Here is a 24,966-nt window from a genome sequence, read left to right as displayed (position 1 = left end):
CGCGATCGTTTGTGCTTGCGGTAATGCTTGCCAATCCCCGACACTGCAGCATCGCCTTGCTGCCCATGGGAGGTCATCGAAAATGGCCCAGGAACTCTACACCCGCACCAATCAGAAACTGTTCTTTGCCGGCCTTGCGCTGGAGTCCATGGCCAAGGCCACCACAAGCGGTGCCATGAACGCCCAGGGCTTGGTCCAGGCCGAACGCGAGGCGGCGTTGTTCCACCTGTATGGCGCGTTGCTGGGGTTGTGCCACGAGATCGCGGGTTACTACCGCCTGCCACAGGCGGCTGCGGCACGGGCCGAGCTGCTGCTCAACGATGAGGTGCTGCAGAGCGTGGCAATTCCGGAGATGGCAGAGATGCTGGAACTGGCACGGCAGCCGGAAACCTGGCTGGCTCGACTGCTTGCAGCTTATGCCGATTTGTTCCGACCGCCGGTCGCGAAGAAAAGCGCGAAAACCGACGTTACCCAGCCGTTGATCCAGGCGGTCAATCTGGATGAGGCCGAGCCGCTAGAGCTCTCGCAAGAAGAGCTTGAAGAGTGGCGCAAGAACTTGAAGGGCTTGGTGAGACGATTCCGCGACGCGCTGAGTGAGTGCTGACAGCAATCATGGCTGATACACTATCGGCCTTTCGTGAAAAGCAGGCCCCAAGTATGTCAACGTCCTTTCTAGAAATTGTCGAGTTGCCTGATGGCCGGATCGAGCTGCGCCGCGCCGAGGATGAAGGTTCCCTGGTAACCCTGGATTTCTCCGAGGATGCCAAGGCATTCCTGCAAGGACAGCATGTGGAAGTGGCCAAGGCCATGCTCAGCGTCGGTGTGCAAATGGCCGGTCGCTTGGTAGAGGGCGATTTCGAGCGTGATGAAGGGCCACGAGTCCTTCACTGAACCACGCTAGAGGTTCACGGCTACAAACAGATGACAGGCAAAGCCTGAACATCAGCCAAGGCGGATGTTCAGGCTTTGTGCTTTTCCGCTGGCGGCGGCGCGCAGCAGCTGTTGCCGAGCGCTGTTGCTCACGCTACCCAGCCAGCTGACGACGGTATGGCTGTGGCCCAGGCGCAATGCTTCGCAAGCCAGCTGCAGGGCGTTCTGGTTGCTGCCTGGCTGAAGCAGCAGGATGCGTTCGCGGTTGAGGCCGGCATCGCGCAACCATGCCTGCGTGAGGCTGGCGGGCGGGGCGATCAGGGTGAGCCAGCGGCTGTCGTCTTCTTCGCTGAGCTCGCGCAAAACAGGCGCCAACAGGCTTTGGCAATGGCCGGGGGCGCCGCGCAGAGCCAGTTCGCTGAACAGCTCGGGCTGATGGCTTTTGCGCGGCTGCTCGCGGGCCTTGAAACCTGGCAAGACCGGATTGGCGAAAAATGCCTCGAACAGTGGCAACTGGACTTGTTGCGGTGCAGTGGTGAACGGCTGCATGACGCCTCCTCGATCAGCGGCGCAGGACGCCGACGCTCAAGCCCTCAATCACCAGTTCCTGTTCTTTCAGGTCGACTTCGATAGGGGCGAATTCCGGGTTTTCAGCAATCAGCCAGACCTTGCTGCCTTCACGCTGGAAGCGTTTGACGGTTACTTCGTCACCGATGCGCGCGACCACCACCTGGCCGTTGCGGGCCTCGCGGGTGGTATGCACGGCGAGCAGGTCGCCGTCGAAGATGCCGATGTCCTTCATGCTCATGCCGTGCACGCGCAGCAGGTAATCGGCGCGGGGGTGGAAGAATGCAGGGTTGATGCTGCAGGAATCTTCGATGTGCTGTTCAGCGAGGATCGGCGCACCTGCGGCGACTCGGCCAATGATTGGCAGGCCGTTCTCTTCGGCCTTGGCTTCCAGGCCGGGGATGCGGATGCCGCGCGAGGCGCCTGGGGTCATCTCGATGGCGCCCTTGCGTGCCAGTGCCTTGAGATGTTCCTCGGCCGCATTGGGCGATTTGAAGCCCAGTTCCTGAGCGATCTCGGCGCGGGTCGGAGGGAAGCCGTTGTCTTCGAGGCAGCGTTTGATGAAAGCCAGGATCTCGGCTTGGCGTGGCGTCAGTTTCAGCATGGGCGAGGACTCTGTCTTTTTATACAGTGACTGGGATTATATACAGTGGGTTGCCAGCTGCAAGCTGCAAGCAGCAAGAAAGATCAAAAGCCCCGCGCATCTTGGCGCTTGCAGCTTGTGCCTTGGCGCTTTTAAATGGCGACTGCCCGGTCACCGAGCCTTGACATCAGCAGGCCTGAAACGTATGTTTCAAACAACTGTTTGTCAGGCGGAGTAGTCATGGCCCAATCGGAAACCGTTGAACGCATCCTCGATGCGGCGGAGCAGCTGTTCGCGGAACGCGGGTTCGCGGAAACCTCATTGCGGCTGATTACCAGCAAGGCGGGGGTCAACCTGGCGGCGGTGAACTATCACTTCGGTTCGAAGAAGGCCCTGATCCAGGCGGTTTTCTCGCGGTTCCTCGGGCCGTTCTGCGCCAGCCTCGAGCGTGAGCTGGAGCGCCACCAGGCGCGCCCCGAGCACAAGGCTTCGCTTGAAGAGCTGCTGGAGATGCTGGTCGAGCAGGCCCTTGCGGTACAGCCGCGCAGCAACAACGACCTGTCCATCTTCATGCGCCTGCTGGGCCTGGCCTTCAGCCAGAGCCAGGGACACCTGCGGCGCTACCTGGAAGACATGTACGGCAAGGTGTTCCGCCGCTACATGCTGCTGGTCAACGAGGCGGCCCCGCGCATTCCTCCGCTGGAGTTGTTCTGGCGTGTGCATTTCATGCTGGGTGCTGCGGCGTTCAGCATGTCCGGGATCAAGGCCCTGCGCGCCATCGCCGAGACCGACTTCGGTATCAATACCTCGATCGAGCAGGTGATGCGCCTGATGGTGCCGTTCCTGGCAGCCGGCATGCGCGCCGACACGGGCGTCACCGACGAGGCCATGGCTGCCGCACAGCTGCGCCCACGCAGCAAAACCAGCGCCCCGGCCAAGGCCTGACACACTGGGCGGAGCAGGGCGCTTCAGATAAGCTAGCGCCATGCCCGACCTCGATTTCCTGCACATTTCCCTCGCTGATCAATGCCTCTATGGCTTCGCCCATGGCGTATTGCAACTGCGCCTGCCGATTTCCACGGCGCTCAATGGCGCAGGAGAGCGCAGAGGCTCCGGGTGCACGCCGCGTGGCCTGCATCAGGTGCGCGCCAAGATTGGCAGCGGCTTGCCGGAGGGCGCGGTGCTCAGCAGCCGGCGCTGGACGGGTGAAGTCTGGTCGCCGGCGCTGCAAGCGCAGTTTCCCGATCGTGACTGGATCCTCACGCGCATCCTCTGGCTCAGCGGCTGCGAACCGGGTTACAACCGGCTGGGCCCGGTCGATACCTTCCAGCGTTACATCTATCTGCATGGCACACCCGACACTGAACCTATGGGCACTCCGCTGTCCCATGGCTGTGTACGCCTGCGCAACGACGATTTGCTTGCCTTGTTCGATCGCGTACCCGCCCATTGCCCGGTACGGATAGACGAGGCCGCTTGCCCGTACTGGGCCTCCCTGAATCTTCAATGAAGGACTCGCTATGACCGCCAGCCTGCAAGGCTCTCTGATGGTAGATATCGCCGGCAAATGGCTGACTGCCGAAGACCGCCATCTGCTGCGCCAGCCCGAAGTGGCCGGCTTGATCATCTTCGCCCGCAATATCGACAGCCCGCGCCAGGTGCGCGAGCTGTGCGCGTCGATCCGTGCCGTGCGCCCCGAACTCATCCTTGCAGTGGACCAGGAAGGCGGCCGGGTGCAGCGTCTGCGCCAAGGTTTCGTGCGCCTGCCGGCCATGCGCGCGATCGCCGACAACGACAACGCCGAGTACCTGGCCGAGCAATGCGGCTGGTTGATGGCGACTGAAGTCCTGGCGGTTGGCCTGGACCTGAGCTTCGCGCCGGTGCTCGACCTCGACCATCAGCGCAGCGCCGTAGTGGGCAGCCGGGCCTTTGAAGGTAACCCCGAGCGTGCCACGCAATTGGCCGGGGCCTTCATCCGTGGCATGAATGCCGCCGGCATGGCTGCCTGCGGCAAGCACTTCCCCGGGCACGGCTGGGCCGAGGCCGACTCCCACGTTGCCATCCCGGTCGATGAGCGCAGCCTGGAGCAACTGCGCGCCGCAGACCTGGTGCCGTTCAGCCGCCTCAGCGGCCAGTTGGCGGCAGTGATGCCGGCCCACGTCATCTACCCGCAGGTAGACAACCAGCCGGCTGGCTTCTCGCGCCGCTGGTTGCAGGACATCCTGCGTGGCGAGATGGGCTTCGATGGGGTGATCTTCAGCGATGACCTGTCGATGGCGGGCGCTCATGTGGTGGGCGATGCCGCTAGCCGTATCGAAGCGGCTTTGAGCGCCGGTTGCGACATGGGCTTGGTGTGCAACGACCGGGCGGCGGCGGAGCTGGCCCTGAGCGCAGCGCAGCGCATGAAGGTCAAGCCGTCGCCGCGCATCGCGCGCATGCGCGGGCAGGGCTTCGCATGCACCGATTACCGCCAGCAGCCGCGTTGGCTGCAGGCGCTGGGTGCGTTGAAAGAGGCACAACTGGTCGATTGACCTCGCCCCTCATCGCGGGGCAAGCCCGCTCCCACAAGCCCTTGAGCTCGACACTGTCCCCGTGGGAGCGGGCTTGCCCCGCGAAGGGCCGGCACTGGCTAACCCAGATTAACGCCCGCGCTTGCCCGGCAGGGGGGCGAACAGCGCGTCGATCTCCTCATCCCCCAACCGCCACTGCCCGGCCTGCCCACCATCGAGCAGCCCGGCCGCCAGCGCTGCCTTCTCCTGCTGCAATTGCTGGATCTTCTCTTCAACCGTACCCCGAGTGATCAGCTTGAACACGAACACCGGCTTGTCCTGGCCGATGCGATAGGCGCGGTCGGTGGCCTGGTTTTCGCTGGCCGGGTTCCACCACGGGTCGTAGTGGATCACGGTGTCGGCTGCGGTCAGGTTCAGGCCGGTGCCGCCGGCCTTGAGGCTGATCAGGAACACCTCACTGTCGCCGTTCTGGAACTGCTGCACCGGGGCGCGGCGATCGCGGGTATCGCCGGTCAGCAGGCTGTAGCGGATGCCGCGTTTCTCCAGCTCGAACTCGATCAGCGCCAGCATCGAGGTGAACTGCGAGAACAGCAGGACCTTGCGCCCCTCGCTGAGCAGCTCCTCGAGCATCTCCAGCAGGCTGCCCAGCTTGCCCTTGTCGGCGAAGTTGCCCTTGCTTTCGGTGCCCTGGACCAGGCGCAGGTCGCAGCACACCTGGCGCAGCTTGAGCAGGGCGTCGAGGATGATGATCTGGCTGCGCGCCGCGCCGTTACGAGCGATCTCGTCGCGGACCTTCTTGTCCATCGCCACCCTTACCGCCTCGTAGGTGTCACGCTGGGCGTCACTGAGTTCGACCCAGTGGACCATCTCGGTCTTGGCCGGCAGCTCGGTGGCCACTTGTTCCTTGGTGCGGCGCAGCAGGAACGGGCGGATGCGGCTGGCCAGGTGGGCCATGCGCTCGGTGTCGCCGTGGCGTTCGATCGGGGTGCGGTAGTCCTGGGTAAAGCGCTTGCTGTCGCCCAGCCAGCCGGGCATCAGGAAATGGAACAACGACCACAGCTCGCCCAGGTTGTTTTCCATGGGCGTGCCGGTGAGGCATAGCCGCTGGGTGGCCTGCAGCTCGCGCACGGCCTGGGCAGCCTTGCTGGTGCTGCTCTTGATGTTCTGCGCCTCGTCCAGTACCAGCAGGTGCCAGGGCTGCGGCTTGAGGTGTTCAAGGTCGCGGGGTACCAGCGCGTAGGTGGTCAGCACCAGGTCGTAGTCGCCCAATGTGGGGAAATGTTTGTTGCGGCCTGGGCCGTGCAGGGCCAGCACACGTAGCTCGGGGGCGAAACGCTGGGCTTCGTCGAGCCAGTTGGGCACCAGGCTGGTGGGCATCACCGCCAGGGCTGGTTGCGTCAGGCGCCCGGCCTCTTTCTCCAGCAGCAGGTGGGCAAGCGTCTGCAGGGTTTTGCCCAGGCCCATGTCGTCGCCGAGGATGGCGCCGGTGCCCATCTCGCGCTGGGCTTGCAGCCAGTTCAGGCCTTGCTGCTGATAGGGGCGCAGGGTGGCATTGAGGCCTTTGGGTGCTTGCACCTGCAGGTCGCGGGCGTCGCGCAGGCGCCGGCCCAGGTCGCGCACCTGAGCGCCACCTTCCCAGAGCAGGGGCAGGTGTTCGATGTCGTTCAGGCGCGCGGCGTCGGCGCGCTCCAGGCGCAGGCTCGGGCCTACGGCGTCTTCGTGCAGGTACAGCTCGCCGAGGGTGCCCATCACCGCCTTGATGCGCCCGTAGGGCAGGGCGACGCGCAGGGCAGGGCTGTCGTGGCGGGCGCGGTTGAGGTCGATCAGCAGGTGTTCGTCGTCGCTGCGCCGTGCCAGCTCGCTGGCGCGCAGCAGCTCCGGGCTGCTGCGCAGCAACTGCAGGACGATCGGCAGCAGGCTGTGGCGCTGGCCCTCGACCACGATACCCAGTTCCAGATCGAACCATTCATGGCCCGGCGCTTCGTCGATGGTGGCGTACCAGTCGTCGACCTCGTGCAAATTGAAGGCGAAATCGCGGTGCACATCCACTGCCCAGCCTGCTTCGCGCAGGCGCGGCAGGCCCTCGCGGGCAAAGCGCAGCCAGGCTTCGTCATCGGCCAACTGATACATCTCGCCGGCGCTGTCGGGCAGCGCTTTGCTCTGGCGGGTGGCGGGTTTGAAGCCGGCATCGCGCAACGCATTGCGCAGCGCCTGCTCGGCCTGGGGCTGGCGGCGGATACGCTGGCTGGTGCTGTCGACCAGGCGGGTCAGCGGCTTGCTGTCGTTGCCGCTGGTGCGTAGGCCATCGTAATCGAACGACAGCGCGGCGCGGTGCTGCATCTGCCGCTGCATGCGCCCGGTCTTGGGTGTGTAGGCGCTGTATTCGAGGCTGCCGAGGGTCAGGCGCGCCGTGGGCTGGATGTCCTCGATCTGCTCACTGCGCACCGTCGTGGGCGTCGGTACCTGGCGATTCAGGGCGTTCAGGCGGTGGCTCAGGGGCACGATCAGGTGTTCCGGGACCGTGGGGGCGCTGGCCAGCTGGCTGGCGATGAACGGGTCGAGATCATGCAGCAGTTTGCCGGTCTGTCCCGTTTGCGGGTCTACGTAGAAAAGCGGTTCCAGTGGCAATGCCAGCCAGTGCGCCTTGTCTTCATGGTGCCAGGCGCCGCGGTAGCTGCCATTGTCCAGCCGCACCCAGCGAAAATCGGCATGCAGGTCGGGCCCTGGGGCGAGCGGGGTCTGCTGTTCGCTGTACAGCAGCCGGCCGGTTGCCAGCGCGTACTCATAAAGGTCCGCACCTTTCTTGCCTTCCAGGCGGGCAATGGGCAGGGCGTAATCCTTGCTCATGGCATCGATCAGGCGCAGCGTGCGCAGGTCTTCGTCAGTCACATAGCGCGGTGTGTAATAGATCAGCTCCGACATCGAGCCGGGGCGTGTCAGTTTCAAGGTGCCGTCGGCCTGGCGCGTGCCCTTGAACACGCTGAGCATGCACCGGCCGTGATCGATATCCAGCAGGTAGTAGAGCGCTGGGCCCTTGCGCTTGGCCGGCTCGCTGGCGGGCGTCGCCGGTACCTCGAGCGCCTCCACCCAGTGCGCAAGCTCGGGCGGCAAGTCCAGGGAGTGCGCCGCGGCTGGCGAGTGGGCCGCCGGGAGTACTTGGTCACCTTCGACATGCTCGGCGCCGCGCCCAAGGACGAACAAGGCCGCTGCACAGTGCTTGCAGTTCCCGCCTACCGGGCATGAACAGGTACCGTCACACGTCAGGCCGTCTTCGGTCATGTCCAGCGTGATCCGCTGGTAATAGACGCGGCCAGCGGAGCCATGGCATTCGGCGCGGATGGTCATGTCGAGGATCGACACGATCTCGCTTCTGCCCTCTTCGGCATACTTCAGGCCGCGCTGCAGTGCCCCGCGGTCGAACGCGAACGTCCAGCCGTCGTGATTACGGACGAGGAACTGCGCATCGCTTTCGCTCACCTCACTGCTCCATCATCTCCGGGTCCGGCAGCGGCATCTTGCGCATGCCGGCAGGCGATACCTTGATCAGCACGGCCAGGTGGCCGCCGTCGAGGAAGGTCAGCTGGCCAGCCTTCATGTTGCTGTTGCTCTGCTTGAGCTGTTCGCTCTGCAGCACGCTGCCATTGCTGTCGAGCTGGTTGACCCAGAAGTTGGCGTCGACGGCGATGAAGCGATCTTCCTTGATGCTCAGGTTGCCTTCGATGGGGAAGTGGCCGAACTGCTCGTTGCCGGCGCTCAGGGCAATGGTCTCGCCGTCCTGCTGCCAGGCTTTGTGCAACAGCACGGTGTAGTCGGCGGTGGCCTGCAGGCGGGTGATTTCGTCACCCAGGCCGGCCGGGCGCTCGGCGGCTTTTTCCAGGCGGGGCGCGCCGGCGCTCCAGTCTTCCGGGGCGAACGGGCTGGTGATCGCCGGCACGGCGTTCTGCCGCACCAGGATCATTTCCACCTGATAGGGGCCGGCGGCGAAGGCGGTCGGGGCGAACAACGCCAGCAGCAGGGTCAGGCAACGGATGGCACGCATGGAACTTCCTTAGTTTGGCTGTGGGGTCAGGCGCTCGAACAGCGCCTCCAGAGTATTGAAGCGTTCTTCGGGGCGTTCCATCGGCACCATGAAGCGGAACTGGGTTGCACCTTCGAACTTGTAGCGTTTGGGCTGGCCCTGGATCAGCTTGATCAGGGTCAGCGGGTCGACCGGGGTTTGCGCCTCGAACTCGAGCTTGCCGCCATTGGGGCCGGCATCGACTTTCTTGATGCCGAGCTTTTCCGCCTGCAGCTTGAGCAGGGTCAGGCGCATAAGGTTCTTGCTCGGCTCGGGCAGCAGGCCGAAGCGGTCGATCATCTCGACCTGCAGGTCCTTGAGGCCTTCCTCGTCCGCCGCCGAGGCGATGCGTTTGTAGAGGATCAGGCGCGCATGCACATCCGGCAGGTAGTCCTCGGGGATCAGCGCCGGCAGGCGCAGGTTGATCTCCGGGCCGCCGCCAAGCGGTTGCTCGAGGTTCGGCTGGTTGCCCTTGCGGATGGCCTTGACCGCGCGCTCGAGCATTTCCATGTACAGGGTGAAACCGACCGCCTGGATCTGCCCGCTCTGGCCGTCGCCGAGCAGCTCGCCGGCGCCGCGGATCTCCAGGTCGTTGGTGGCCAGGACGAAGCCGGCACCCAGGTCCTGGGTGTTGGCGATGGCTTCCAGGCGCTTTTCGGCATCGGCGCTGATCTGCTGGCGCGGCGGCGTCAGCAGGTAGGCGTAGGCCTGGTGGTGGCTGCGGCCAACCCGGCCGCGCAGCTGGTGCAACTGCGCCAGGCCGAACTTGTCGGCGCGCTCGATGACGATGGTGTTGGCGCTGGGCACGTCGATACCGGTTTCGATGATGGTCGAGGCGATCAGCACGTTGAAACGCTTGTGGTAGAAGTCGCTCATCACCTGTTCGAGCTCGCGCTCGCGCATCTGCCCGTGGCCGATGCCGATGCGTGCTTCCGGGACCAGCTCGGCCAGTTCGGCGGCGCACTTCTCGATGGTCTTCACGTCGTTGTGCAGGTAGTACACCTGGCCGCCGCGCAGCAGCTCACGCAGCAGCGCTTCCTTGACCGTGCTCTTGTTCTGCTCCATGACGAAGGTGCGTACCGACAGGCGACGCGCCGGCGGGGTGGCGATGATCGACAGGTCGCGCATGCCCGACACCGCCATGTTCAGCGTTCGCGGGATCGGCGTGGCGGTCAGGGTGAGGATGTCCACTTCGCTGCGCAGGGCCTTGAGCTGCTCTTTCTGGCGCACGCCGAAACGGTGTTCCTCGTCGATGATCGCCAGGCCCAGGTCCTTGAAGCGCACATCGTCCTGCAAAAGCTTGTGGGTGCCGATGAGGATGTCGATCTTGCCTTCGGCGAGGTCGGCGGCAGCGGCGCTGACCTCCTTGGCCGACTTGAAGCGGCTCATCACCTCGACCGTCACCGGCCAGTCGGCGAAGCGGTCACGGAAGCTGTTGTAGTGCTGCTGGGCGAGCAGGGTGGTCGGCACCAGCACCGCCACCTGGCGGCCGCTGTGCACGGCGATGAATGCCGCGCGCATGGCCACCTCGGTCTTGCCGAAGCCGACATCGCCGCACACCAGGCGGTCCATCGGCTTGGCGGCGAGCATGTCCTCGCGCACGGCTTCGATGGCGTTCTGCTGGTCGGGGGTTTCCTCGAACGGGAAGCCGGCGCTGAAGGTGGCGTAGTCGGCGGCCGGGTCGGCGAAGGCGTAGCCTTTGCGCGCGGCGCGGCGGGCATAGATGTCGAGCAGTTCGGCGGCGACGTCGCGCACCTGTTCGGCGGCTTTGCGCTTGGCCTTCTGCCAGGCTTCCGAACCCAGCCGGTGCAGCGGTGCCAGGGCGTCGTCGCTGCCGGTGTAGCGGGCGATCAGGTGCAGGTTGGCGACCGGCACGTAGAGCTTGGCGCCTTCGGCGTATTCAAGGGTGAGGAACTCGGCGGCCTGGCTGTCGATTTCCAGCGTGGCCAGGCCCAGGTAGCGGCCCACGCCATGGTCGATGTGCACCACCGGCGCGCCTTCGCGCAGCTCGGTAAGGTTCTTGATCACCGCGTCGTTGGCTGCCTCGCCGCGTTTGTCGCGGCGCCGGCGCTGCATCACGCGCTGGCCGAACAAGGGGCTTTCGGCCACCAGGGCAACGGCCGGGTCGTCCAGCAGCAGACCGTCGTCGAGCGGGGCGATGGTGATCGCCAGGCGCTCGCTGCCGGTGATGAAGTCGGCCCAGCCCTCGACGGTCTGCGGGCGCAGCTTCAGGCGTTCGAGCAGCTCCAGCAGCACTTCGCGCCGGCCGGCGGACTCGGCGGTGAACAGCACGCGGCCCGGGAACTGCTCGAGGAAGTTCGACAGCGCCGCCAGCGGCTGGTTGGCCTTGGCCTCGATGGCCAGGTTGGGCAGGGCGCGTGCCGGGAAGCGCTCGCGGCCCACGCCGGCCTCGAGGTCATCGGTGCTGACCACCACGCGGGGCCACTGCTTGAGCTTGGCGAAGCAGTCCTCGACCGGCATGAACAGCTCGGCCGGCGGCAGCAGCGGGCGGCTGAGGTCGCCGCGGCGCTCTTCATAGCGCCCGCGTACGTCGCTCCAGAAGTGTTCGGCGGCCTGCTCCACGCCCGGCAGGGAGAACACCTGGGTGTCCGCCGGCAGGTAGTCGAACAGGGTAGAGGTTTCTTCGAAGAACAGCGGCAGGTAGTACTCGATGCCGGCCGGGATGATGCCGCTGGTCAGGTCCTGGAAGATCGCGCTGCGCCGGAAGTCCACATCGAAGCGCTCGCGGAAGCGGGCCTTGAAGCGGGTCACCTCGTCCTTGTGCATGGGGAACTCGCGGGCCGGCAGCAGGCGTACCGAGTCGACCTTGTCGATCGAGCGCTGGGTCTCCGGGTCGAAGGTGCGCAGTGTCTCGATCTCGTCATCGAACAGGTCGATGCGGTACGGCTGCTTGCTGCCCATGGGGAACAGGTCGATCAGCGCCCCGCGCACGGCGAACTCGCCATGCTCGTAGACCGTGTCGACGCAGCGGTAGCCGCTGGCCTCGAGGCGCGTGCGCATCTGCTCGACGTCGATCTTCTGGCCCACGTCCAGCACCAGGCTGCTGCCCAGCAAGAAGCGCGTGGGGGCCAGGCGGTGCAGGGCGGTGGTCACCGGCACCACCAGGATGCCGTGGTCCAGCTCCGGCAGCCGGTACAGGCTGGCGATGCGCTGCGAGATGATGTCCTGGTGCGGCGAGAACAGGTCGTAGGGCAGCGTTTCCCAGTCGGGGAAGGGCAGCACCGGCAGGTCCGGGGCAAAGAAGCGCAGCTCCTGCTCCAGGCGATCGGCGGCCTGGCTGTCGGCGGTCAGCAGCAAGGTGAAGCGGCCGGCACTGCTGGCGGCTTCGGCGATGGCCAGGCTCAAGGCGGCACCGGGCAGGTTGCCCCAGGTGTGTTTGCCGGCCGTGGCCGACATTTGCGGTAGGCGCAGAACTGACACGGAAGATCCGACTCCAAGCGTTGCGGCAAAGAGGTCGATTGTACCGGTGAGCGGGCGCGCTGTCAGGCTCGAAAGGGCGTGGCGACGGGGCTTGTGGCCGGCGACAGGCGCTCATTGCCCGATACGCCGCGGGGCGTCATAATGTAGCCCCTTTTTTGTTCCCCTACATGTGGAAGGTTACCGTGACTCAGAAGCCCGACCAGTGTCTTGGTGAGTGGATCGATCGTGAAGCCCTGGCTGAAGCGATGATCCCGCTTATCGGTCAGCTCTACCGCAACAACAATGTGGTGAGCTCGATCTATGGCCGCAGCCTGATCAACCGTTCGGTTATCTCGATTCTCAAGGCCCACCGCTTTGCGCGTCACCGTCAGACCGACGAAACCGAACTGTCCGTCCACGAGACATTCCCCCTGCTCAAGGCCATGAGCGAGCTGAAACTGGGCGCCGCTTCGGTTGACCTGGGCAAGCTGGCCAACAAGTTCAAGCAGGAAGGCAATGGCCGCACTGCCGAGCAGTTCGTGCGTGAAGAGCTGGCCGATGTGGTCGGTCAGCAGAACGCCTCCGCACGCAAGGGCACCGACGTCGTGCTGTACGGCTTCGGCCGTATCGGCCGCCTGCTGGCGCGGATCCTGATCGAAAAGACCGGTGGTGGCGACGGCCTGCGCCTGCGCGCCATCGTCGTGCGCAAGGGTGCCGAAAACGACCTGGTCAAGCGCGCCAGCCTGCTGCGTCGTGACTCGGTGCACGGCCCGTTCGATGGCACCATCACCATCGACGAAGCCAACAACACCATCACCGCCAACGGCAACCTGATCCAGGTGATCTACGCCAAGAGCCCGAGCGAAGTCGACTACACCCAGTACGGCATCAAGGATGCGCTGATCGTCGACAACACCGGCGTATGGCGTGACGCCGACGGCCTGGGCCAGCACCTGGCCTGCCCGGGCGCTGCCCGCGTGATCCTCACCGCACCGGGCAAGGGCGCGCTGAAGAACATCGTGCACGGCATCAACCATGGCGACATCAGCGCCGATGACAAGATCATCTCCGCTGCGTCCTGCACCACCAACGCCATCGTGCCGGTGCTCAAGGCCATCAACGACCAGTACGGCATCGTCAACGGCCACGTCGAAACCGTTCACTCGTTCACCAACGACCAGAACCTGATCGACAACTTCCACAAGGGCAGCCGTCGTGGCCGCGCCGCGCCGCTGAACATGGTCATCACCGAAACCGGTGCCGCCACCGCAGCCGCCAAGGCACTGCCAGTGCTCAAGGGCAAGCTGACCGGCAACGCGATCCGCGTTCCGACGCCAAACGTGTCGATGGCCATCCTCAACCTGAACCTTGAGAAGGCCACCAACCGCGAAGAGCTCAACGAGTACCTGCGCCAGACCGCCATGCACTCCGAGCTGCACAAGCAGATCGACTACGTGAGCTCCCAGGAAGTGGTTTCCACCGACTTCGTCGGTTCGCGCCACGCCGGTGTGGTCGACGCTGAAGCGACCATCTGCAGCGACAACCGCGTTGTCCTGTACGTCTGGTACGACAACGAGTTCGGCTACAGCTGCCAGGTGGTTCGTGTGATGGAAGACATGGCCGGTGTGAACCCGCCAGCGTTTCCACGCTGATCCGCTTGTAATGCGTTGAAAAAACGGGAACCTTCGGGTTCCCGTTTTTTTTCGCCTGGCATTGGTGTTTTTGTAATGGCCATATCGCGGGGCAAGCCCGCTCCCACGAGGTGTCCTGCGATTGGCGTGGGAGCGGACTTGCCCCGCGATAAGGTCGGCCCTGACTATCGAGACATTCAATTTGCGCGCAGCACTCTTGTCCATCCTGATGCTCCTGGCTGGCTGCGAACAGGGCCCCACCCTCGAACGCTTCGGCGGCCCGACCATGGGCAGCAGCTACAGCATCCAGTACGTGCGCCAGGCCGGCGGCCCGGCGCCGGAGCGGGTGCAGGCGGCCGTCGAAAACATCCTGCAGTCCATCGACGCGCATTACTCCACCTACCGCGGTGACTCCACCGTCAGCCGCTTCAACCAGCTGCCGGCCAACCAGTGCCTGCCCGTCGATGCCGACATGCTCGAACTGGTCACCTTCGGCCAGCATCTGGCCGAGCAGAGCCAGGGCGCCTTCGACCTCACCGTCGAGCCGCTGCTGGACCTCTGGGGTTTCGGCCCGCAAGCCCGCCAACTCAAGGTGCCCGACGCCCAGGCGCTGGCCCTGGCCCGTCAGCGGGTCGGCTACCGCCACTTGCGCATCGAGGGCGAAAACCTGTGCAAGGACGCGCCGATCGAGCTGGACTTCAACAGCATCGCCGCCGGCCATGCGGTCGACCTGATCGCCGCGCACCTGCAAAAGATGGGCATCGACAGCTTCCTCGCCGAGGCCACCGGCGAGCTCAAGGCCGTGGGCCGCAAGCCCGATGGCAGCCCCTGGCGGGTGGCCCTGGAGCTGCCCCGCGAAGATCGTCAGGTCGCCCGCCAGGTCATTGCCGTGCAAGGGCTGGCGGTGTCGACCTCGGGTGACTATCGGCAGTATTTCGAGGACAATGGCCAGCGCTTTTCGCACACCTTCGATGCCCGCCTCGGGCGCCCGGTCGAACATGACCTGGCCTCGGTGACCGTGCTTGACGCTTCGGCCTTGCTGGCCGACGGCTACTCGACCCTGTTGTTGATCCTGGGGCCGCAGCAGGGCTGGGACTTCGCCATTGCCCAAGGTATCGCCGCGGTGCTGGTGACTCGGGCCGAAGGTGGCTTCGTCTCCCGTTCCACCCCGGCGTTCGAGCGGGCGCTGAAAGGCGAATGAAAGGCAAGCCACGGATGATCGCCACCATGGATTCGGTGAAACCACATGTAGTGCAGGCAAAAGTGGCCTACGACGCGACCAAGGGTTAATGTGCGCGGCGTTCACGCTTGATTAGACTGCACCCGAATTTTCTCATGGCGCTAAGGCGACATGATCGCGCCCCGCGGCCAGCCGGCCGGCGGGCCAGTTCTGAAGGAGTACGCATGGCTGTCTACAACTACGACGTAGTGGTGTTGGGTTCCGGCCCGGCCGGAGAAGGCGCGGCAATGAACGCCGCCAAAGCAGGGCGCAAGGTGGCCATGGTCGACAGCCGTCGCCAGGTCGGCGGCAACTGCACCCACCTGGGCACCATCCCGTCCAAGGCGCTGCGTCACTCCGTGCGGCAGATCATGCAGTTCAACACCAACCCGATGTTCCGCGCCATCGGCGAACCGCGCTGGTTCTCGTTCCCCGACGTGCTCAAGAGCGCCGAGAAGGTGATCAGCAAGCAGGTCGCTTCGCGTACCGGCTACTACGCCCGTAACCGCGTCGACGTGTTCACCGGCACCGGCAGCTTCGCCGACGAGCAAACCGTCGAAGTGGTCTGCCCCAACGGTGTGGTCGAGAAGCTCAACGCCAAGCAGATCATCATCGCCACCGGCTCGCGCCCCTACCGCCCGGCCGACATCGACTTCCACCACCCGCGCGTCTACGACAGCGACACCATCCTCAGCCTCAGCCACACCCCGCGCAAGCTGATCGTCTACGGTGCCGGGGTGATCGGTTGCGAATACGCCTCGATCTTCAGCGGCCTGGGCGTGCTGGTGGAGCTGGTCGACAACCGTGGCCAACTGCTGAGCTTCCTCGATTCGGAAATCTCCCAGGCGCTGAGCTACCACTTCAGCAACAACAACATCACCGTACGCCACAACGAGGAGTACGACCGGGTCGAAGGGCTGGACAACGGGGTGATCCTGCACCTGAAGTCGGGCAAGAAGATCAAGGCCGACGCCTTGCTGTGGTGCAACGGCCGTACCGGCAACACCGACAAGCTGGGCCTGGAGAACATCGGTATCAAGGTCAACAGCCGTGGCCAGATCGAAGTCGACAAGAGCTACCGCACCAGCGTGCCGAACATCTACGGCGCCGGCGACGTGATCGGCTGGCCGAGCCTGGCCAGTGCCGCCCACGACCAGGGCCGCTCCGCCGCTGGCAGCATCGTCGACAACGGCAGCTGGCGCTTCGTCGATGACGTGCCAACCGGCATCTATACCATTCCGGAGATCAGCTCGATCGGCAAGAACGAGCAGGAGCTGACCCAGGCCAAGGTGCCGTACGAAGTGGGCAAGGCTTTCTTCAAGAGCATGGCACGCGCGCAGATCGCCGGTGAGCCGCAAGGCATGCTGAAGATCCTGTTCCACCGCGAAACCTTGGAAATCCTCGGCGTGCACTGCTTCGGCTACCAGGCTTCGGAAATCGTCCACATCGGCCAGGCGATCATGAACCAGCCGGGTGAGCAGAACAATCTGAAGTACTTCGTCAACACCACCTTCAACTACCCGACCATGGCCGAAGCCTATCGGGTAGCTGCCTACGACGGCCTGAACCGGCTTTTTTGAGCGGCTCCGGCCGGTGGCCTGAGCCGGTCGGGGAGACCGATTTCAGCCCTACCCGAGGGTGGTCTTGGCCAAACCGGGAAAGTCTGTAATCAGGCTGTCCACGCCAAAATCAGCGAGCCGGCGCATCAGTGCCGGTTCGTTGACCGTCCACACCGACACGTGCAAACCCTGGCGCTGCGCCTTGATCAGGCGCTCGGGGGTGCACAGCGTCCAGTTCAACGCCAGCATCTCGCAACCGTAGTTCTGTGCGACCTTCAGCGGGTCGAGCCAGGCGTATTCGGCCACCAGGCCGCGCTTCACGTCGGGCACCAGTTCCTGGGCGGCGCCCAGCACTTCCCGTGAGCTCGAGGTGATGGTGACCTTGTCCAGCAGGCCATGCTGCTGGGCCAGTTCGCGAATCGCCAGCACGGTGGTGGCGGCGCGGGTGCGCGAGGCGCTCTTCACTTCAAGTTGCCAATGCTCGAACGGGCATTTCTCGAACAGCTCTTCCAGGCGCGGGATGGTGCAAGGCTGCACATGGCCCGGGCCGCCCTGGCGCGCGTCGTAGGTGACCAGGTCGGCAGCCGCGTGCTCGACCACCTTGCCGCGCCGGCCAGTGGTGCGCTTGAGCGTAGGGTCGTGGATCACCATCAGTTCGTTGTCGGCCGACAGGTGCAGGTCGAGTTCACAGCGGTTCACGCCGTGGGACAGGCATTGGCGGAAGCTGGTCAGGGTGTTCTCGGGGGCTTCGCCCTTGGCGCCGCGATGGCCATAGATCAGGGTCACGTTCGTTCCTTCAAATCAGAGAGAAGATGGCTCAGGAGGCGGGGTTGTTCTGTTCCAGTGCCTGGCGCCGTTGCTGTTGCTGGCGCTGCAGGATGTAGCGCGCCAGCAGCTGGCGTTGGGCGTCGGTCATGTCGATGAATTCGGTGCCCACCTCGAAGCTGCCATCGGGGCGCGGGTCGCAATGGGTGACGCGGCCACGCAGGAGCAAACCATGGGCGCGCGGCATCAGCACCATCTTCACTTTCACCCGCGTGCCGGCGCTGATCTGTTGGCGCTGGGCGAACTCGATGCCGCCTTCGGAAATGATCACCGGCTGCGGTTGGCCGACTTCGCCGAGCAGGGTTTGCGCGACCACGGCGCTGAGCAGGTCGAGGCGTTTGTTCTGGGCGCGCAGGAAGGCGGCGAGGGTACGGTCCTTTTCGCTCAGCTGGCGCAGCAGGTGCTGCGACTCGAAGTCGGACAAGTGCAGTTCGCTGAGCAGGTTGAACAGCTCGGAATCATCCTGCAACAGTTCTGTCTCAAGGGCTTCGGCCGCGCTGAGGGGGCTGATTTGAAGTGCGATCCGATCTTCGATGCGGTAGTATTCGCGGCGATCTTCTTCGTCTAATGTCGTCATGGCGAACCCAAGGTTACGGCGGTGGTCCGAGTGTAAAGCCGCCGTAGGCGCATCGCCACAAGGACGTTCCCTTTCATCCGAACAAGCCCCGACATGTTCAGACCTCTTTTCGTATTCATTGGTACGCGTTACACCCGTGCCAAACGTCGCAATCACTTTGTCTCGTTCATTTCACTCACTTCGATGATCGGCCTCGCCCTGGGCGTGGTGGTGATGATCGTGGTGTTGTCGGTCATGAACGGCTTCGATCACGAGATGCGTACCCGCGTGCTGGGGATGATCCCCCATGCCACGCTGGAGACCGGCCAGCCGCTCGACGACTGGCAGGGCCTTGCCTCCAAAGTAAAGCAGAATCCGCAGGTGTTGGCGGTTGCGCCGTTCACCCAGATGCAGGGCCTGCTGACGCATGAAGGCAAGGTGCAGAAAGTGCTGCTCAATGGCGTGGACCCAGCGCACGAGCGTGAAGTGTCGATCATCGACAAGTTCGTGCTCGATGGCAGCCTCGACAAGCTGGCACCGGGCGAGTGGGGCATCATGATCGGCGACAAGGCCGCGCAGAAGCTCGGCGTCGGCATCGGCGACAAGCTGACCTTCGTCGCCCCCGAAGTCAGCGTCACGCCAGCGGGCATGTTCCCGCGCATGAAGCGCTTCACCGTGGTCGGCATCTTCCACGTCGGCGCCGGCGAGATCGACGGTTATCTCGGCCTCACCAACATTACCGACCTGTCGCGCCTGCACCGCTGGAAACCCGACCAGGTCCAGGGCATTCGCCTCAAGTTCGACGACCTGTTCCAGGCCCCACGTGCCGCCTGGGCCATCGCCCAGCAGCTGGGCGAACAGGAGTTCTACCCGCGTGACTGGACCCGCACCCACGGCAACCTCTACCAGGCCATCCGCATGGAGAAATCCATGATCGGCCTGTTGTTGCTGCTGATCGTGGCGGTGGCGGCGTTCAACATCATTTCCACCCTGGTGATGGTGGTCAACGACAAGCGCGGCGACATCGCCATCCTGCGTACCCTGGGCGCGACGCCGGGCCAGATCATGGCCATCTTCATGGTCCAGGGCACGGTGATCGGTGTGGTAGGTACCTTGATCGGCGCGGTCGTCGGCATCCTCGGCGCGCTCAACGTCAGTGCGGCGATCGCCGGCATCGAGACGCTGATCGGGCACAAGTTCCTCAATGCCGACGTGTACTTCATCGATTACCTGCCTTCGCAGCTCCAGGCACAGGATGTGTGGATGGTCTGCGGTGCGGCATTGGTCCTGAGTTTCTTCGCCACCCTGTACCCGGCCTGGCGTGCCTCGCGCACCCAGCCTGCAGAGGCGCTACGTTATGAGTGAGTCGCGCATGAGTGATAAAGCCGTGTTGAGTTGCCGCAACCTGGGCAAGAGCTACGACGAGGGCCCGGAGTCGGTCCAGGTGCTGTCCGGCTTGAACCTTGAGCTGCACCCGGGTGAACGGGTAGCCATTGTCGGCAGTTCGGGCTCGGGCAAGAGTACCTTGCTCAACCTGCTGGGCGGCCTCGACACCCCGACCCAGGGCAGTGTCTGGCTGGCTGGTGAAGAGCTCTCGGCCCTCGGCGAGCGTGCCCGCGGGCTGCTGCGCAACCGCGCGCTGGGCTTCGTCTACCAGTTCCACCACCTGCTGGCAGAGTTCACCGCGCTGGAGAACGCCTGCATGCCGCTGCTGATCGGCAAGACGCCGATCGCCGAGGCCCGCGAGCGTGCTGAAGCACTGCTCAAGCGCGTCGGCCTGGGCCATCGCCTGAATCACAAGCCGGCCGAATTGTCCGGCGGTGAGCGCCAGCGCGTGGCGATCGCCCGCGCCTTGGTCAACCGCCCAGGCCTGGTGATGCTCGACGAGCCGACCGGCAACCTCGACCACCACACCGCCCTGGGTATCCAGGAGCTGATGCGTGAGCTGTCCACGCAATCGCAGACCGCGTTTTTGGTGGTGACCCACGACCTCAACCTGGCGCGCCAGATGGATCGCGTGCTGAGCCTGGAAGACGGGCGCCTGGTGGCGATCTGAATCGCCTGCGCGGGGCGCCCTGAGGCGCCCCGGTTCACACTTATATTGGGTAACCCGGTTCATGTTCAGACCCTTGTCCTTGTTCATCGGTGCTCGCTACACCCGTGCCAAGCGTCGCAACCACTTCATCTCGTTCATCTCCATGACCTCGATGATCGGGCTGTCGCTGGGCGTGCTGGCAATGATCACGGTGTTGTCGGTGATGAACGGCTTTCAGCGCGAGATGAGCTCGCGCGTGCTTGGCCTGGTGCCGCATGCCGCCATCCTGGGTGTGCAGCCGCTGAATGACTGGCGCAAGGTCGCCGGCAGCGCCGAAGCCAACCCGGCGGTGATGGCCGCAGCACCCATCACCGAAATGGAAGGCATGCTGTCGTACCGGGGGGCGATGCAGCCGATCCAGGTCGCCGGTATCGACCCTGCCGAGGAAGGCAAGGTCTCCATCGTCACCCAGCACATCGTCCAGGGCAGCCTTGAGGCGTTGCAGCCGGGCGACTACGGGGTGGTCATCGGCGAGCTGACGGCCCGGCGCTTTCGCCTCAACACCGGTGACAAGCTGACCTTGATCGTCCCCGAAGTCAGCAAGGAACCGGGCGGCATCACCCCACGCATGCAGCGTCTGACCGTGGTCGGCATCTTCAAGGTGGGCGCCGAACTGGATGGCTCCCAGGCCTACATCCACATCGCCGACGCCGGCGAGATGCAGCGCTGGGCCCCGGGCCAGGTGCAGGGCGTGCGCCTCAAGCTGCATGACCTGTATGCCGCGCCGCAGGTGTCCAAGGCCATTGCCGCAGGCCTCGGTGATGCCTACCGCGCCGATGACTGGTCGCACACCCAGGGCAGCCTGTTCAGCGCCATGAAGATGGAAAAGACCATGATCGGCCTGCTGCTGATGATGATCATCGCGGTGGCGGCGTTCAACATCATTGCCACGCTGGTGATGGTGGTGAACGACAAGGGCGCGGACATCGCCATCCTGCGTACCATCGGCGCCACCCCTGCGCAGATCATGGGCACCTTCATGGTCCAGGGCAGCCTGATCGGCATCGTCGGCACCTTGCTCGGTGGTGTGCTCGGGGTGGCCCTGGCGTTGAACGTCAGCGCGGTGGTCGGTTGGCTGGAGCGGGTCAGCGGCCAGCACATCTTTACCTCCGACATCTACTTCATCAGCAGCCTGCCGTCCGAATTGCAGTGGGGCGATGTGGCGCTGATTTGCACGGCGGGGCTGGTGATGAGCTTCCTGGCGACCATCTACCCGGCGTATCGCGCCTCGCAGATCGAGCCGGCGATGGCGTTGCGCTACGAGTAAGGTTTCAGGTTGTCATCGCGGGGCAAGCCCGCTCCCACAAAAAGCAGGCTTGCGCGAGCCCTGTGGGAGCGGGCTTGCCCCGCGATGGGCTGCAAAGCAGCCCCGGTTCACGGTCTGTCAGGCAGCTCGATCACAAACCGCGTCCAGCCATCCGCGCACTCTGCCCTGATGCTTCCCCCATGCGCCTGCACGATCGAGCGGGTGATCGCCAAGCCCAACCCTGCATGCTCGCTGCTGCCTTCCTGGCGGGCCGGGTCTGCCCGATAGAAACGGTCGAACAACCGCTCCAGCAAGGCTGGCGCAATTGCCGGCCCCTGATTGGCCACCAAGATGCGCAGCCCGGGCTCCAGCGTCACGCGGATCTCGCCTGCGGCAGGGGTGAAGCGCAGGGCGTTGTCCAGCAGGTTGGACAGGGCCCGGCGCAGCATGTGCCGGTCACCTTCGGTGTGCGCCGCCCCCTCGCGCAGCAGCCGCACCTCGGCGTCTTCGGCCAGCGGCGCGTAGTACTCCAGCAATGCATCCACCTCCGCCGCCAGGTCCAGTGGCTGGCGGCTGGGCATCAGCAGGCCGTGGTCGGCCTTGGCCAGGTAGAGCATGTCGTTGACCAGCTGGGCCATCCACTGCAGCTCTTCCAGATTGCCGTGCAACGCTTCGCGGTATTCCTCGAGGCTGCGCGGGCGGGTGAGGGTGACCTGGGTGTGGGTGAGCAGGTTGGACAGCGGCGTACGCAGCTCGTGGGCGATGTCGGCAGAGAACGCCGACAGGCGCTGGAAGGCGTCATCCAGACGCTGCAGCATGGCGTTGACCGTGGCGCCCAGCTCGGCCAGCTCTTCGGGCAACTGCGCCAGCGGCAGGCGCGTGGTCAGTGAGCGGGCGTTGACGCTGGCGGCCACCTTGCCCATCTGCCGCAGCGGCTTGAGCCCGCGGCGCGCGGCCCAGGCGCCGAGCAGCGCGGTGGCCAGCGCGGACAGGCCGACGGTGAGCCAGATCAGGCGCTGCATGCTCTGCAGGAAGTGTTGGTGATGGGTGATATCGAGGAAAAGGGTTAGCTGCGGGGCGCTTGGCTGGTGGTCTGCCAGCGCGGTGCTCAGGCTGCGGTAGTCGATGCCGCTGGTATGCAGGGTCGCAAGGCCCGCGTCGCGCGGTTCGTCCGGCAGGCCGGGACGGCTGTCGAACCAGGTTGTGCCGTCGGCGCCCCGCAAACGCAGGGCCAGCTCGGACTGGTGGCTCAGTTCGTCGCGCAACAGGGGCAGGCGTGAGCGCAGCTGCTCAGGCGTGGCCACACCCTCGAGCAGGCTGCGCATCAATGACAGCCGGCCGCTGAGCAACTGCTGGTCGAGTTCGACGAAGTGCTGTTCGCTGGCGCGGCTGAACAACAGCCCGGCGCCCAGCGAGACGCTGGCGGTGCAGGCGGCGAACAGCAGGGCCAGGCGGCCGCCGAGGGACAGGCGGCGCATCAGTCCTGGCGCTCTTCGAGCACATATCCCATGCCGCGCACGGTGTGGATCAGCTTGGTGGCGTGGCTGTCGTCGATCTTCAGACGCAGGCGGCGGATGGCCACTTCGATGACATTGGTGTCGCTGTCGAAATTCATGTCCCACACCTGGGATGCGATCAGCGACTTGGGCAGCACCTCGCCCTGGCGGCGCAGCAGCAGTTCGAGCAGGGCGAACTCCTTGGCTGTCAGGTCGATGCGTTGGCCCGAGCGTTCGGCGCGGCGGCGGATCAGGTCCAGGCGCAGGTCGGCGAGCATCAGGCAGGTGTCCTGGCTGGCGCTGGCGCCGCGGCGCAGCAGGCTGCGCACGCGGGCCAGCAGCTCGGAGAAGGCGAACGGCTTGACCAGGTAATCGTCGGCGCCCAGCTCCAGGCCGTGCACGCGGTCTTCGACGGCATCGCGGGCGGTGAGGAACAGCACCGGGGTGGCCAGGCCCGCCTGGCGCACCGCCTGGAGGATCTGCCAGCCATTGCGCCCGGGCAGCATCACGTCGAGGATCAGCAGATCGTGGTCGCCGGTCAGCGCCAGGTGCTGGCCAGTGTCGCCGTCACCGGCCAGCTCGGTGTTGAAACCGGCCTCGCTCAGGCCCTGGGCCAGGTATTGGCCGGTCTTGGCCTGGTCTTCGACGATCAGTAGTTTCATGGGTGTCCACAGTTCTGAAGGGTCTCTCGGGCCCTGTGGGAGCGGGTTTACCCGCGAATGCGTCGGTGCATTCACTGCAGCATTCGCGGGTAAACCCGCTCCCACAAAGACAGTGCTCGAAATCATACGTGACGATCCGCTGCCTCGCCCAAGCTGACAAAGTTGTAATCTTCCTGTCAGCCAGCTGCCAGCCGGCGCTTTCCAAAATGGCCTCATTCTCGCTGCAGTTCCCGGAGTTAACATGAAGCACCTGTTCATCACCGCCGCCCTTGCGCTGGTCAGCCTGCCCACCTTCGCCGACGAAGCACAGCACTTTGCCTTCGGCGAGCCGGCGCCGGCAGCCAAGGCTACCCGTACTGTCGAGGTCGTGCTCAAGGACATCGCCTTCGAGCCCAAGAGCCTCAAGGTCAAGGCCGGTGAAACGGTACGTTTCGTACTGGTCAACGAAGGCCAGCTGCCCCACGAGTTCAACCTGGGTGACAAGGCCATGCATGCCGAGCACCAGAAAGAAATGGTGGCGATGCAGGGCAAGATCTTCACCGCCGGCATGAACCACGAGGGCATGGACCATGGCCAGATGGACCACGGCCAGATGAGCCAGGGCGGCCACGTGCACGGCGGCGGCAACACCGTGCTGGTGCAGCCCGGCCAGCGCGCCGAGCTGACCTGGACCTTCCGCAGCTCGGCGCCCATCGAGTTCGCCTGCAACGTACCCGGGCACTACCAGGCCGGCATGGTCGGCCCGTTGACCATCGAGTAGCTTGCGCTCCAAGGCGGGGTGTAAAACCGGTAGACTAGGGGCATTTTCGAACCTTCAGGTCAGTTTCCATGCATCCCGCTGCCGAACACTCCCCGCTGGGCAAGTCCAGCGAATACATCGCCACCTACACCCCCGAGCTGCTGTTCCCCATTCCGCGCCTGGCCAAGTGGGCCGAGCTTGGGGTCAGCGGCGACGCCCTGCCGTGGCAGGGCGTGGATTTCTGGAACTGCTTCGAGCTGTCCTGGCTGCTGCCGTCGGGCAAACCGGTGGTGGCCATCGCCGAGTTCGCCATTCCCTGCGACTCGCCGAACATCATCGAATCGAAGTCGTTCAAGCTGTACCTCAACTCGCTGAACCAGACCGTGTTCGCGTCGCTGGCCGAGCTGCAGGCCTGCCTTGAGAAAGACCTGTCCGGTGCCGCCGGCAAGCCGGTGCTGGTCAAGGTGCGCACCCTGGCCGAGGTCGAAGCGCAAGGTGTGACCGCCTTGCCGGGCCAATGCATCGATGCGCTGGATATCACCATCAGCAACTACGAACAGCCACAGCCCGAGTTGCTGCGCTGCTCCGCAGAGCGTGTGGTGGAAGAGACCGTGCACAGCCACCTGCTCAAGTCCAACTGCCCGGTGACCGGCCAGCCGGACTGGGGCAGTGTGGTGGTGGAGTACAAGGGGCGGGCGCTGGATCACGCCAGCTTGCTGACCTATCTGATCAGCTTCCGCCAGCATGCCGATTTCCATGAGCAGTGCGTGGAGCGCATCTACCTGGATTTGAAGAAGCTGCTGCAGCCGGAGCACCTGACCGTGTATGCGCGGTATGTGCGCCGGGGTGGGCTGGACATCAACCCTTACCGCAGCACGCGGGCGATCAGCCCGCAGAACCTGCGCTTGGTTCGTCAGTAAATCGGGGCCGC

The 24,966-nt window shown here is 64.8% G+C and carries 22 protein-coding genes; 13 read left to right on the top strand and 9 right to left on the bottom strand.

Features of this window, described 5'->3' with window-relative positions:
* Positions 1-82 precede the first annotated feature (82 nt).
* Together F6X61_RS01920 and F6X61_RS01915 are read left to right on the top strand one after the other, a co-directional pair.
* Complete coding sequence (locus tag F6X61_RS01920; RefSeq protein WP_153785130.1) at positions 83-604, top strand: DUF6586 family protein; 522 nt, start codon at positions 83-85, stop codon at positions 602-604.
* A 53-nt stretch (positions 605-657) separates the two neighbouring features.
* A complete protein-coding gene (locus tag F6X61_RS01915) occupies positions 658-891 on the top strand; it encodes a hypothetical protein (RefSeq protein WP_043215749.1) in 234 nt (77 codons plus the stop codon).
* Positions 892-942: 51 nt separating this feature from the next.
* Here the strand turns inward: F6X61_RS01915 and sulA are convergent, their stop codons facing one another.
* Both sulA and lexA read right to left on the bottom strand, forming a co-directional pair.
* On the bottom strand, positions 943-1,419 hold the full coding sequence (gene sulA / locus F6X61_RS01910; protein ID WP_153785129.1) for an SOS-induced cell division inhibitor SulA: 477 nt from the start codon (positions 1,417-1,419) through the stop codon (positions 943-945).
* A gap of 13 nt (positions 1,420-1,432) precedes the next feature.
* The gene (gene lexA / locus F6X61_RS01905) at positions 1,433-2,041 is read right to left on the bottom strand and encodes a transcriptional repressor LexA (RefSeq protein WP_153785128.1); all 609 of its coding nucleotides are present in this window, start codon (positions 2,039-2,041) and stop codon (positions 1,433-1,435) included.
* Positions 2,042-2,260: 219 nt separating this feature from the next.
* Between lexA and F6X61_RS01900 the strand changes: the two genes are divergently transcribed.
* Genes F6X61_RS01900 through nagZ form a run of 3 tightly spaced genes read left to right on the top strand, consistent with a single transcriptional unit; the run spans position 2,261 to position 4,551 of the window.
* Complete coding sequence (locus F6X61_RS01900; protein WP_153785127.1) at positions 2,261-2,965, top strand: TetR/AcrR family transcriptional regulator; 705 nt, start codon at positions 2,261-2,263, stop codon at positions 2,963-2,965.
* 40 nt (positions 2,966-3,005) lie between these two features.
* Positions 3,006-3,530 (top strand): L,D-transpeptidase, encoded by a 525-nt coding sequence (locus F6X61_RS01895; RefSeq protein WP_153785126.1) that lies wholly within the window; start codon positions 3,006-3,008, stop codon positions 3,528-3,530.
* A 22-nt stretch (positions 3,531-3,552) separates the two neighbouring features.
* Positions 3,553-4,551, top strand: a complete 999-nt coding sequence (nagZ, locus tag F6X61_RS01890) for a beta-N-acetylhexosaminidase (RefSeq protein WP_178125739.1) — start codon at positions 3,553-3,555, stop codon at positions 4,549-4,551.
* Between the two features lie 108 nt (positions 4,552-4,659).
* On the opposite strand, the gene F6X61_RS01885 is transcribed toward nagZ, so the two are convergent.
* Genes F6X61_RS01885 through mfd form a run of 3 tightly spaced genes read right to left on the bottom strand, consistent with a single transcriptional unit; the run spans position 4,660 to position 12,028 of the window.
* Positions 4,660-8,007, bottom strand: coding sequence for a DEAD/DEAH box helicase (locus F6X61_RS01885; RefSeq protein WP_153785124.1), 3,348 nt, complete (start codon positions 8,005-8,007; stop codon positions 4,660-4,662).
* Position 8,008: 1 nt separating this feature from the next.
* Entirely contained in the window at positions 8,009-8,569 is a 561-nt protein-coding gene (locus F6X61_RS01880) for a CsiV family protein (protein ID WP_153785123.1), read from the bottom strand.
* A gap of 9 nt (positions 8,570-8,578) precedes the next feature.
* Positions 8,579-12,028, bottom strand: coding sequence for a transcription-repair coupling factor (gene mfd, locus F6X61_RS01875; RefSeq protein WP_153785122.1), 3,450 nt, complete (start codon positions 12,026-12,028; stop codon positions 8,579-8,581).
* Between the two features lie 167 nt (positions 12,029-12,195).
* On the opposite strand from mfd, the gene F6X61_RS01870 reads away from it, so the two are divergent.
* From F6X61_RS01870 to sthA, 3 genes are all read left to right on the top strand, one after another.
* On the top strand, positions 12,196-13,659 hold the full coding sequence (locus tag F6X61_RS01870; protein ID WP_110993536.1) for a glyceraldehyde-3-phosphate dehydrogenase: 1,464 nt from the start codon (positions 12,196-12,198) through the stop codon (positions 13,657-13,659).
* A gap of 181 nt (positions 13,660-13,840) precedes the next feature.
* Positions 13,841-14,839 carry an FAD:protein FMN transferase gene (locus tag F6X61_RS01865; RefSeq protein ID WP_153785121.1) on the top strand — a complete coding sequence of 333 codons (999 nt, stop codon included), beginning with the start codon at positions 13,841-13,843 and terminating at the stop codon, positions 14,837-14,839.
* 203 nt (positions 14,840-15,042) lie between these two features.
* Positions 15,043-16,437 carry a Si-specific NAD(P)(+) transhydrogenase gene (gene sthA / locus F6X61_RS01860; RefSeq protein WP_110993534.1) on the top strand — a complete coding sequence of 465 codons (1,395 nt, stop codon included), beginning with the start codon at positions 15,043-15,045 and terminating at the stop codon, positions 16,435-16,437.
* 48 nt (positions 16,438-16,485) lie between these two features.
* On the opposite strand, the gene F6X61_RS01855 is transcribed toward sthA, so the two are convergent.
* On the bottom strand, positions 16,486-17,202 hold the full coding sequence (locus F6X61_RS01855; protein WP_153785120.1) for a glycerophosphodiester phosphodiesterase: 717 nt from the start codon (positions 17,200-17,202) through the stop codon (positions 16,486-16,488).
* A gap of 31 nt (positions 17,203-17,233) precedes the next feature.
* Positions 17,234-17,818 carry a PilZ domain-containing protein gene (locus tag F6X61_RS01850; RefSeq protein ID WP_125858002.1) on the bottom strand — a complete coding sequence of 195 codons (585 nt, stop codon included), beginning with the start codon at positions 17,816-17,818 and terminating at the stop codon, positions 17,234-17,236.
* Between the two features lie 93 nt (positions 17,819-17,911).
* Between F6X61_RS01850 and F6X61_RS01845 the strand changes: the two genes are divergently transcribed.
* The 3 genes from F6X61_RS01845 to F6X61_RS01835 all read left to right on the top strand — a co-directional run bounded on the left by F6X61_RS01845 (position 17,912) and on the right by F6X61_RS01835 (position 21,159).
* Positions 17,912-19,162 carry a lipoprotein-releasing ABC transporter permease subunit gene (locus F6X61_RS01845; RefSeq protein ID WP_153785119.1) on the top strand — a complete coding sequence of 417 codons (1,251 nt, stop codon included), beginning with the start codon at positions 17,912-17,914 and terminating at the stop codon, positions 19,160-19,162.
* 7 nt (positions 19,163-19,169) lie between these two features.
* Positions 19,170-19,853, top strand: a complete 684-nt coding sequence (gene lolD / locus F6X61_RS01840) for a lipoprotein-releasing ABC transporter ATP-binding protein LolD (protein ID WP_178125737.1) — start codon at positions 19,170-19,172, stop codon at positions 19,851-19,853.
* 61 nt (positions 19,854-19,914) lie between these two features.
* Positions 19,915-21,159 carry a lipoprotein-releasing ABC transporter permease subunit gene (locus tag F6X61_RS01835; RefSeq protein WP_153785118.1) on the top strand — a complete coding sequence of 415 codons (1,245 nt, stop codon included), beginning with the start codon at positions 19,915-19,917 and terminating at the stop codon, positions 21,157-21,159.
* 107 nt (positions 21,160-21,266) lie between these two features.
* Here the strand turns inward: F6X61_RS01835 and F6X61_RS01830 are convergent, their stop codons facing one another.
* Both F6X61_RS01830 and F6X61_RS01825 read right to left on the bottom strand, forming a co-directional pair.
* Positions 21,267-22,619 carry a heavy metal sensor histidine kinase gene (locus tag F6X61_RS01830; protein WP_153785183.1) on the bottom strand — a complete coding sequence of 451 codons (1,353 nt, stop codon included), beginning with the start codon at positions 22,617-22,619 and terminating at the stop codon, positions 21,267-21,269.
* On the bottom strand, positions 22,616-23,296 hold the full coding sequence (locus F6X61_RS01825; protein WP_125463384.1) for a heavy metal response regulator transcription factor: 681 nt from the start codon (positions 23,294-23,296) through the stop codon (positions 22,616-22,618). The genes F6X61_RS01830 and F6X61_RS01825 overlap by 4 nt, the downstream gene beginning before the upstream one ends.
* A gap of 241 nt (positions 23,297-23,537) precedes the next feature.
* On the opposite strand from F6X61_RS01825, the gene F6X61_RS01820 reads away from it, so the two are divergent.
* Entirely contained in the window at positions 23,538-24,056 is a 519-nt protein-coding gene (locus F6X61_RS01820) for a plastocyanin/azurin family copper-binding protein (RefSeq protein ID WP_153785117.1), read from the top strand.
* Positions 24,057-24,124: 68 nt separating this feature from the next.
* On the top strand, positions 24,125-24,955 hold the full coding sequence (queF, locus tag F6X61_RS01815; protein WP_153785116.1) for an NADPH-dependent 7-cyano-7-deazaguanine reductase QueF: 831 nt from the start codon (positions 24,125-24,127) through the stop codon (positions 24,953-24,955).
* Positions 24,956-24,966 lie beyond the last annotated feature (11 nt).

The sequence above is a fragment of the Pseudomonas sp. EMN2 genome (assembly GCF_009650555.1).
Classification (GTDB): Bacteria; Pseudomonadota; Gammaproteobacteria; order Pseudomonadales; family Pseudomonadaceae; genus Aquipseudomonas; species Aquipseudomonas sichuanensis.
This window is presented reverse-complemented; position numbering and strand designations above follow the sequence as displayed.

Excerpts from the sequence above, each read along its gene's own strand:
- F6X61_RS01825 (WP_125463384.1), bottom strand. The coding sequence starts at position 23,296 with ATGAAACTACTGATCGTCGAAGACCAGGCCAAGACCGGCCAATACCTG.
- lexA (WP_153785128.1), bottom strand. The coding sequence starts at position 2,041 with ATGCTGAAACTGACGCCACGCCAAGCCGAGATCCTGGCTTTCATCAAA.
- lolD (WP_178125737.1), top strand. The coding sequence starts at position 19,170 with ATGAGTGATAAAGCCGTGTTGAGTTGCCGCAACCTGGGCAAGAGCTAC.
- F6X61_RS01920 (WP_153785130.1), top strand. The coding sequence starts at position 83 with ATGGCCCAGGAACTCTACACCCGCACCAATCAGAAACTGTTCTTTGCC.
- F6X61_RS01880 (WP_153785123.1), bottom strand. The coding sequence starts at position 8,569 with ATGCGTGCCATCCGTTGCCTGACCCTGCTGCTGGCGTTGTTCGCCCCG.
- F6X61_RS01895 (WP_153785126.1), top strand. The coding sequence starts at position 3,006 with ATGCCCGACCTCGATTTCCTGCACATTTCCCTCGCTGATCAATGCCTC.
- F6X61_RS01850 (WP_125858002.1), bottom strand. The coding sequence starts at position 17,818 with ATGACGACATTAGACGAAGAAGATCGCCGCGAATACTACCGCATCGAA.
- F6X61_RS01870 (WP_110993536.1), top strand. The coding sequence starts at position 12,196 with ATGTGGAAGGTTACCGTGACTCAGAAGCCCGACCAGTGTCTTGGTGAG.
- sthA (WP_110993534.1), top strand. The coding sequence starts at position 15,043 with ATGGCTGTCTACAACTACGACGTAGTGGTGTTGGGTTCCGGCCCGGCC.
- F6X61_RS01915 (WP_043215749.1), top strand. The coding sequence starts at position 658 with ATGTCAACGTCCTTTCTAGAAATTGTCGAGTTGCCTGATGGCCGGATC.
- queF (WP_153785116.1), top strand. The coding sequence starts at position 24,125 with ATGCATCCCGCTGCCGAACACTCCCCGCTGGGCAAGTCCAGCGAATAC.
- F6X61_RS01820 (WP_153785117.1), top strand. The coding sequence starts at position 23,538 with ATGAAGCACCTGTTCATCACCGCCGCCCTTGCGCTGGTCAGCCTGCCC.
- F6X61_RS01900 (WP_153785127.1), top strand. The coding sequence starts at position 2,261 with ATGGCCCAATCGGAAACCGTTGAACGCATCCTCGATGCGGCGGAGCAG.
- sulA (WP_153785129.1), bottom strand. The coding sequence starts at position 1,419 with ATGCAGCCGTTCACCACTGCACCGCAACAAGTCCAGTTGCCACTGTTC.
- F6X61_RS01845 (WP_153785119.1), top strand. The coding sequence starts at position 17,912 with ATGTTCAGACCTCTTTTCGTATTCATTGGTACGCGTTACACCCGTGCC.
- F6X61_RS01835 (WP_153785118.1), top strand. The coding sequence starts at position 19,915 with ATGTTCAGACCCTTGTCCTTGTTCATCGGTGCTCGCTACACCCGTGCC.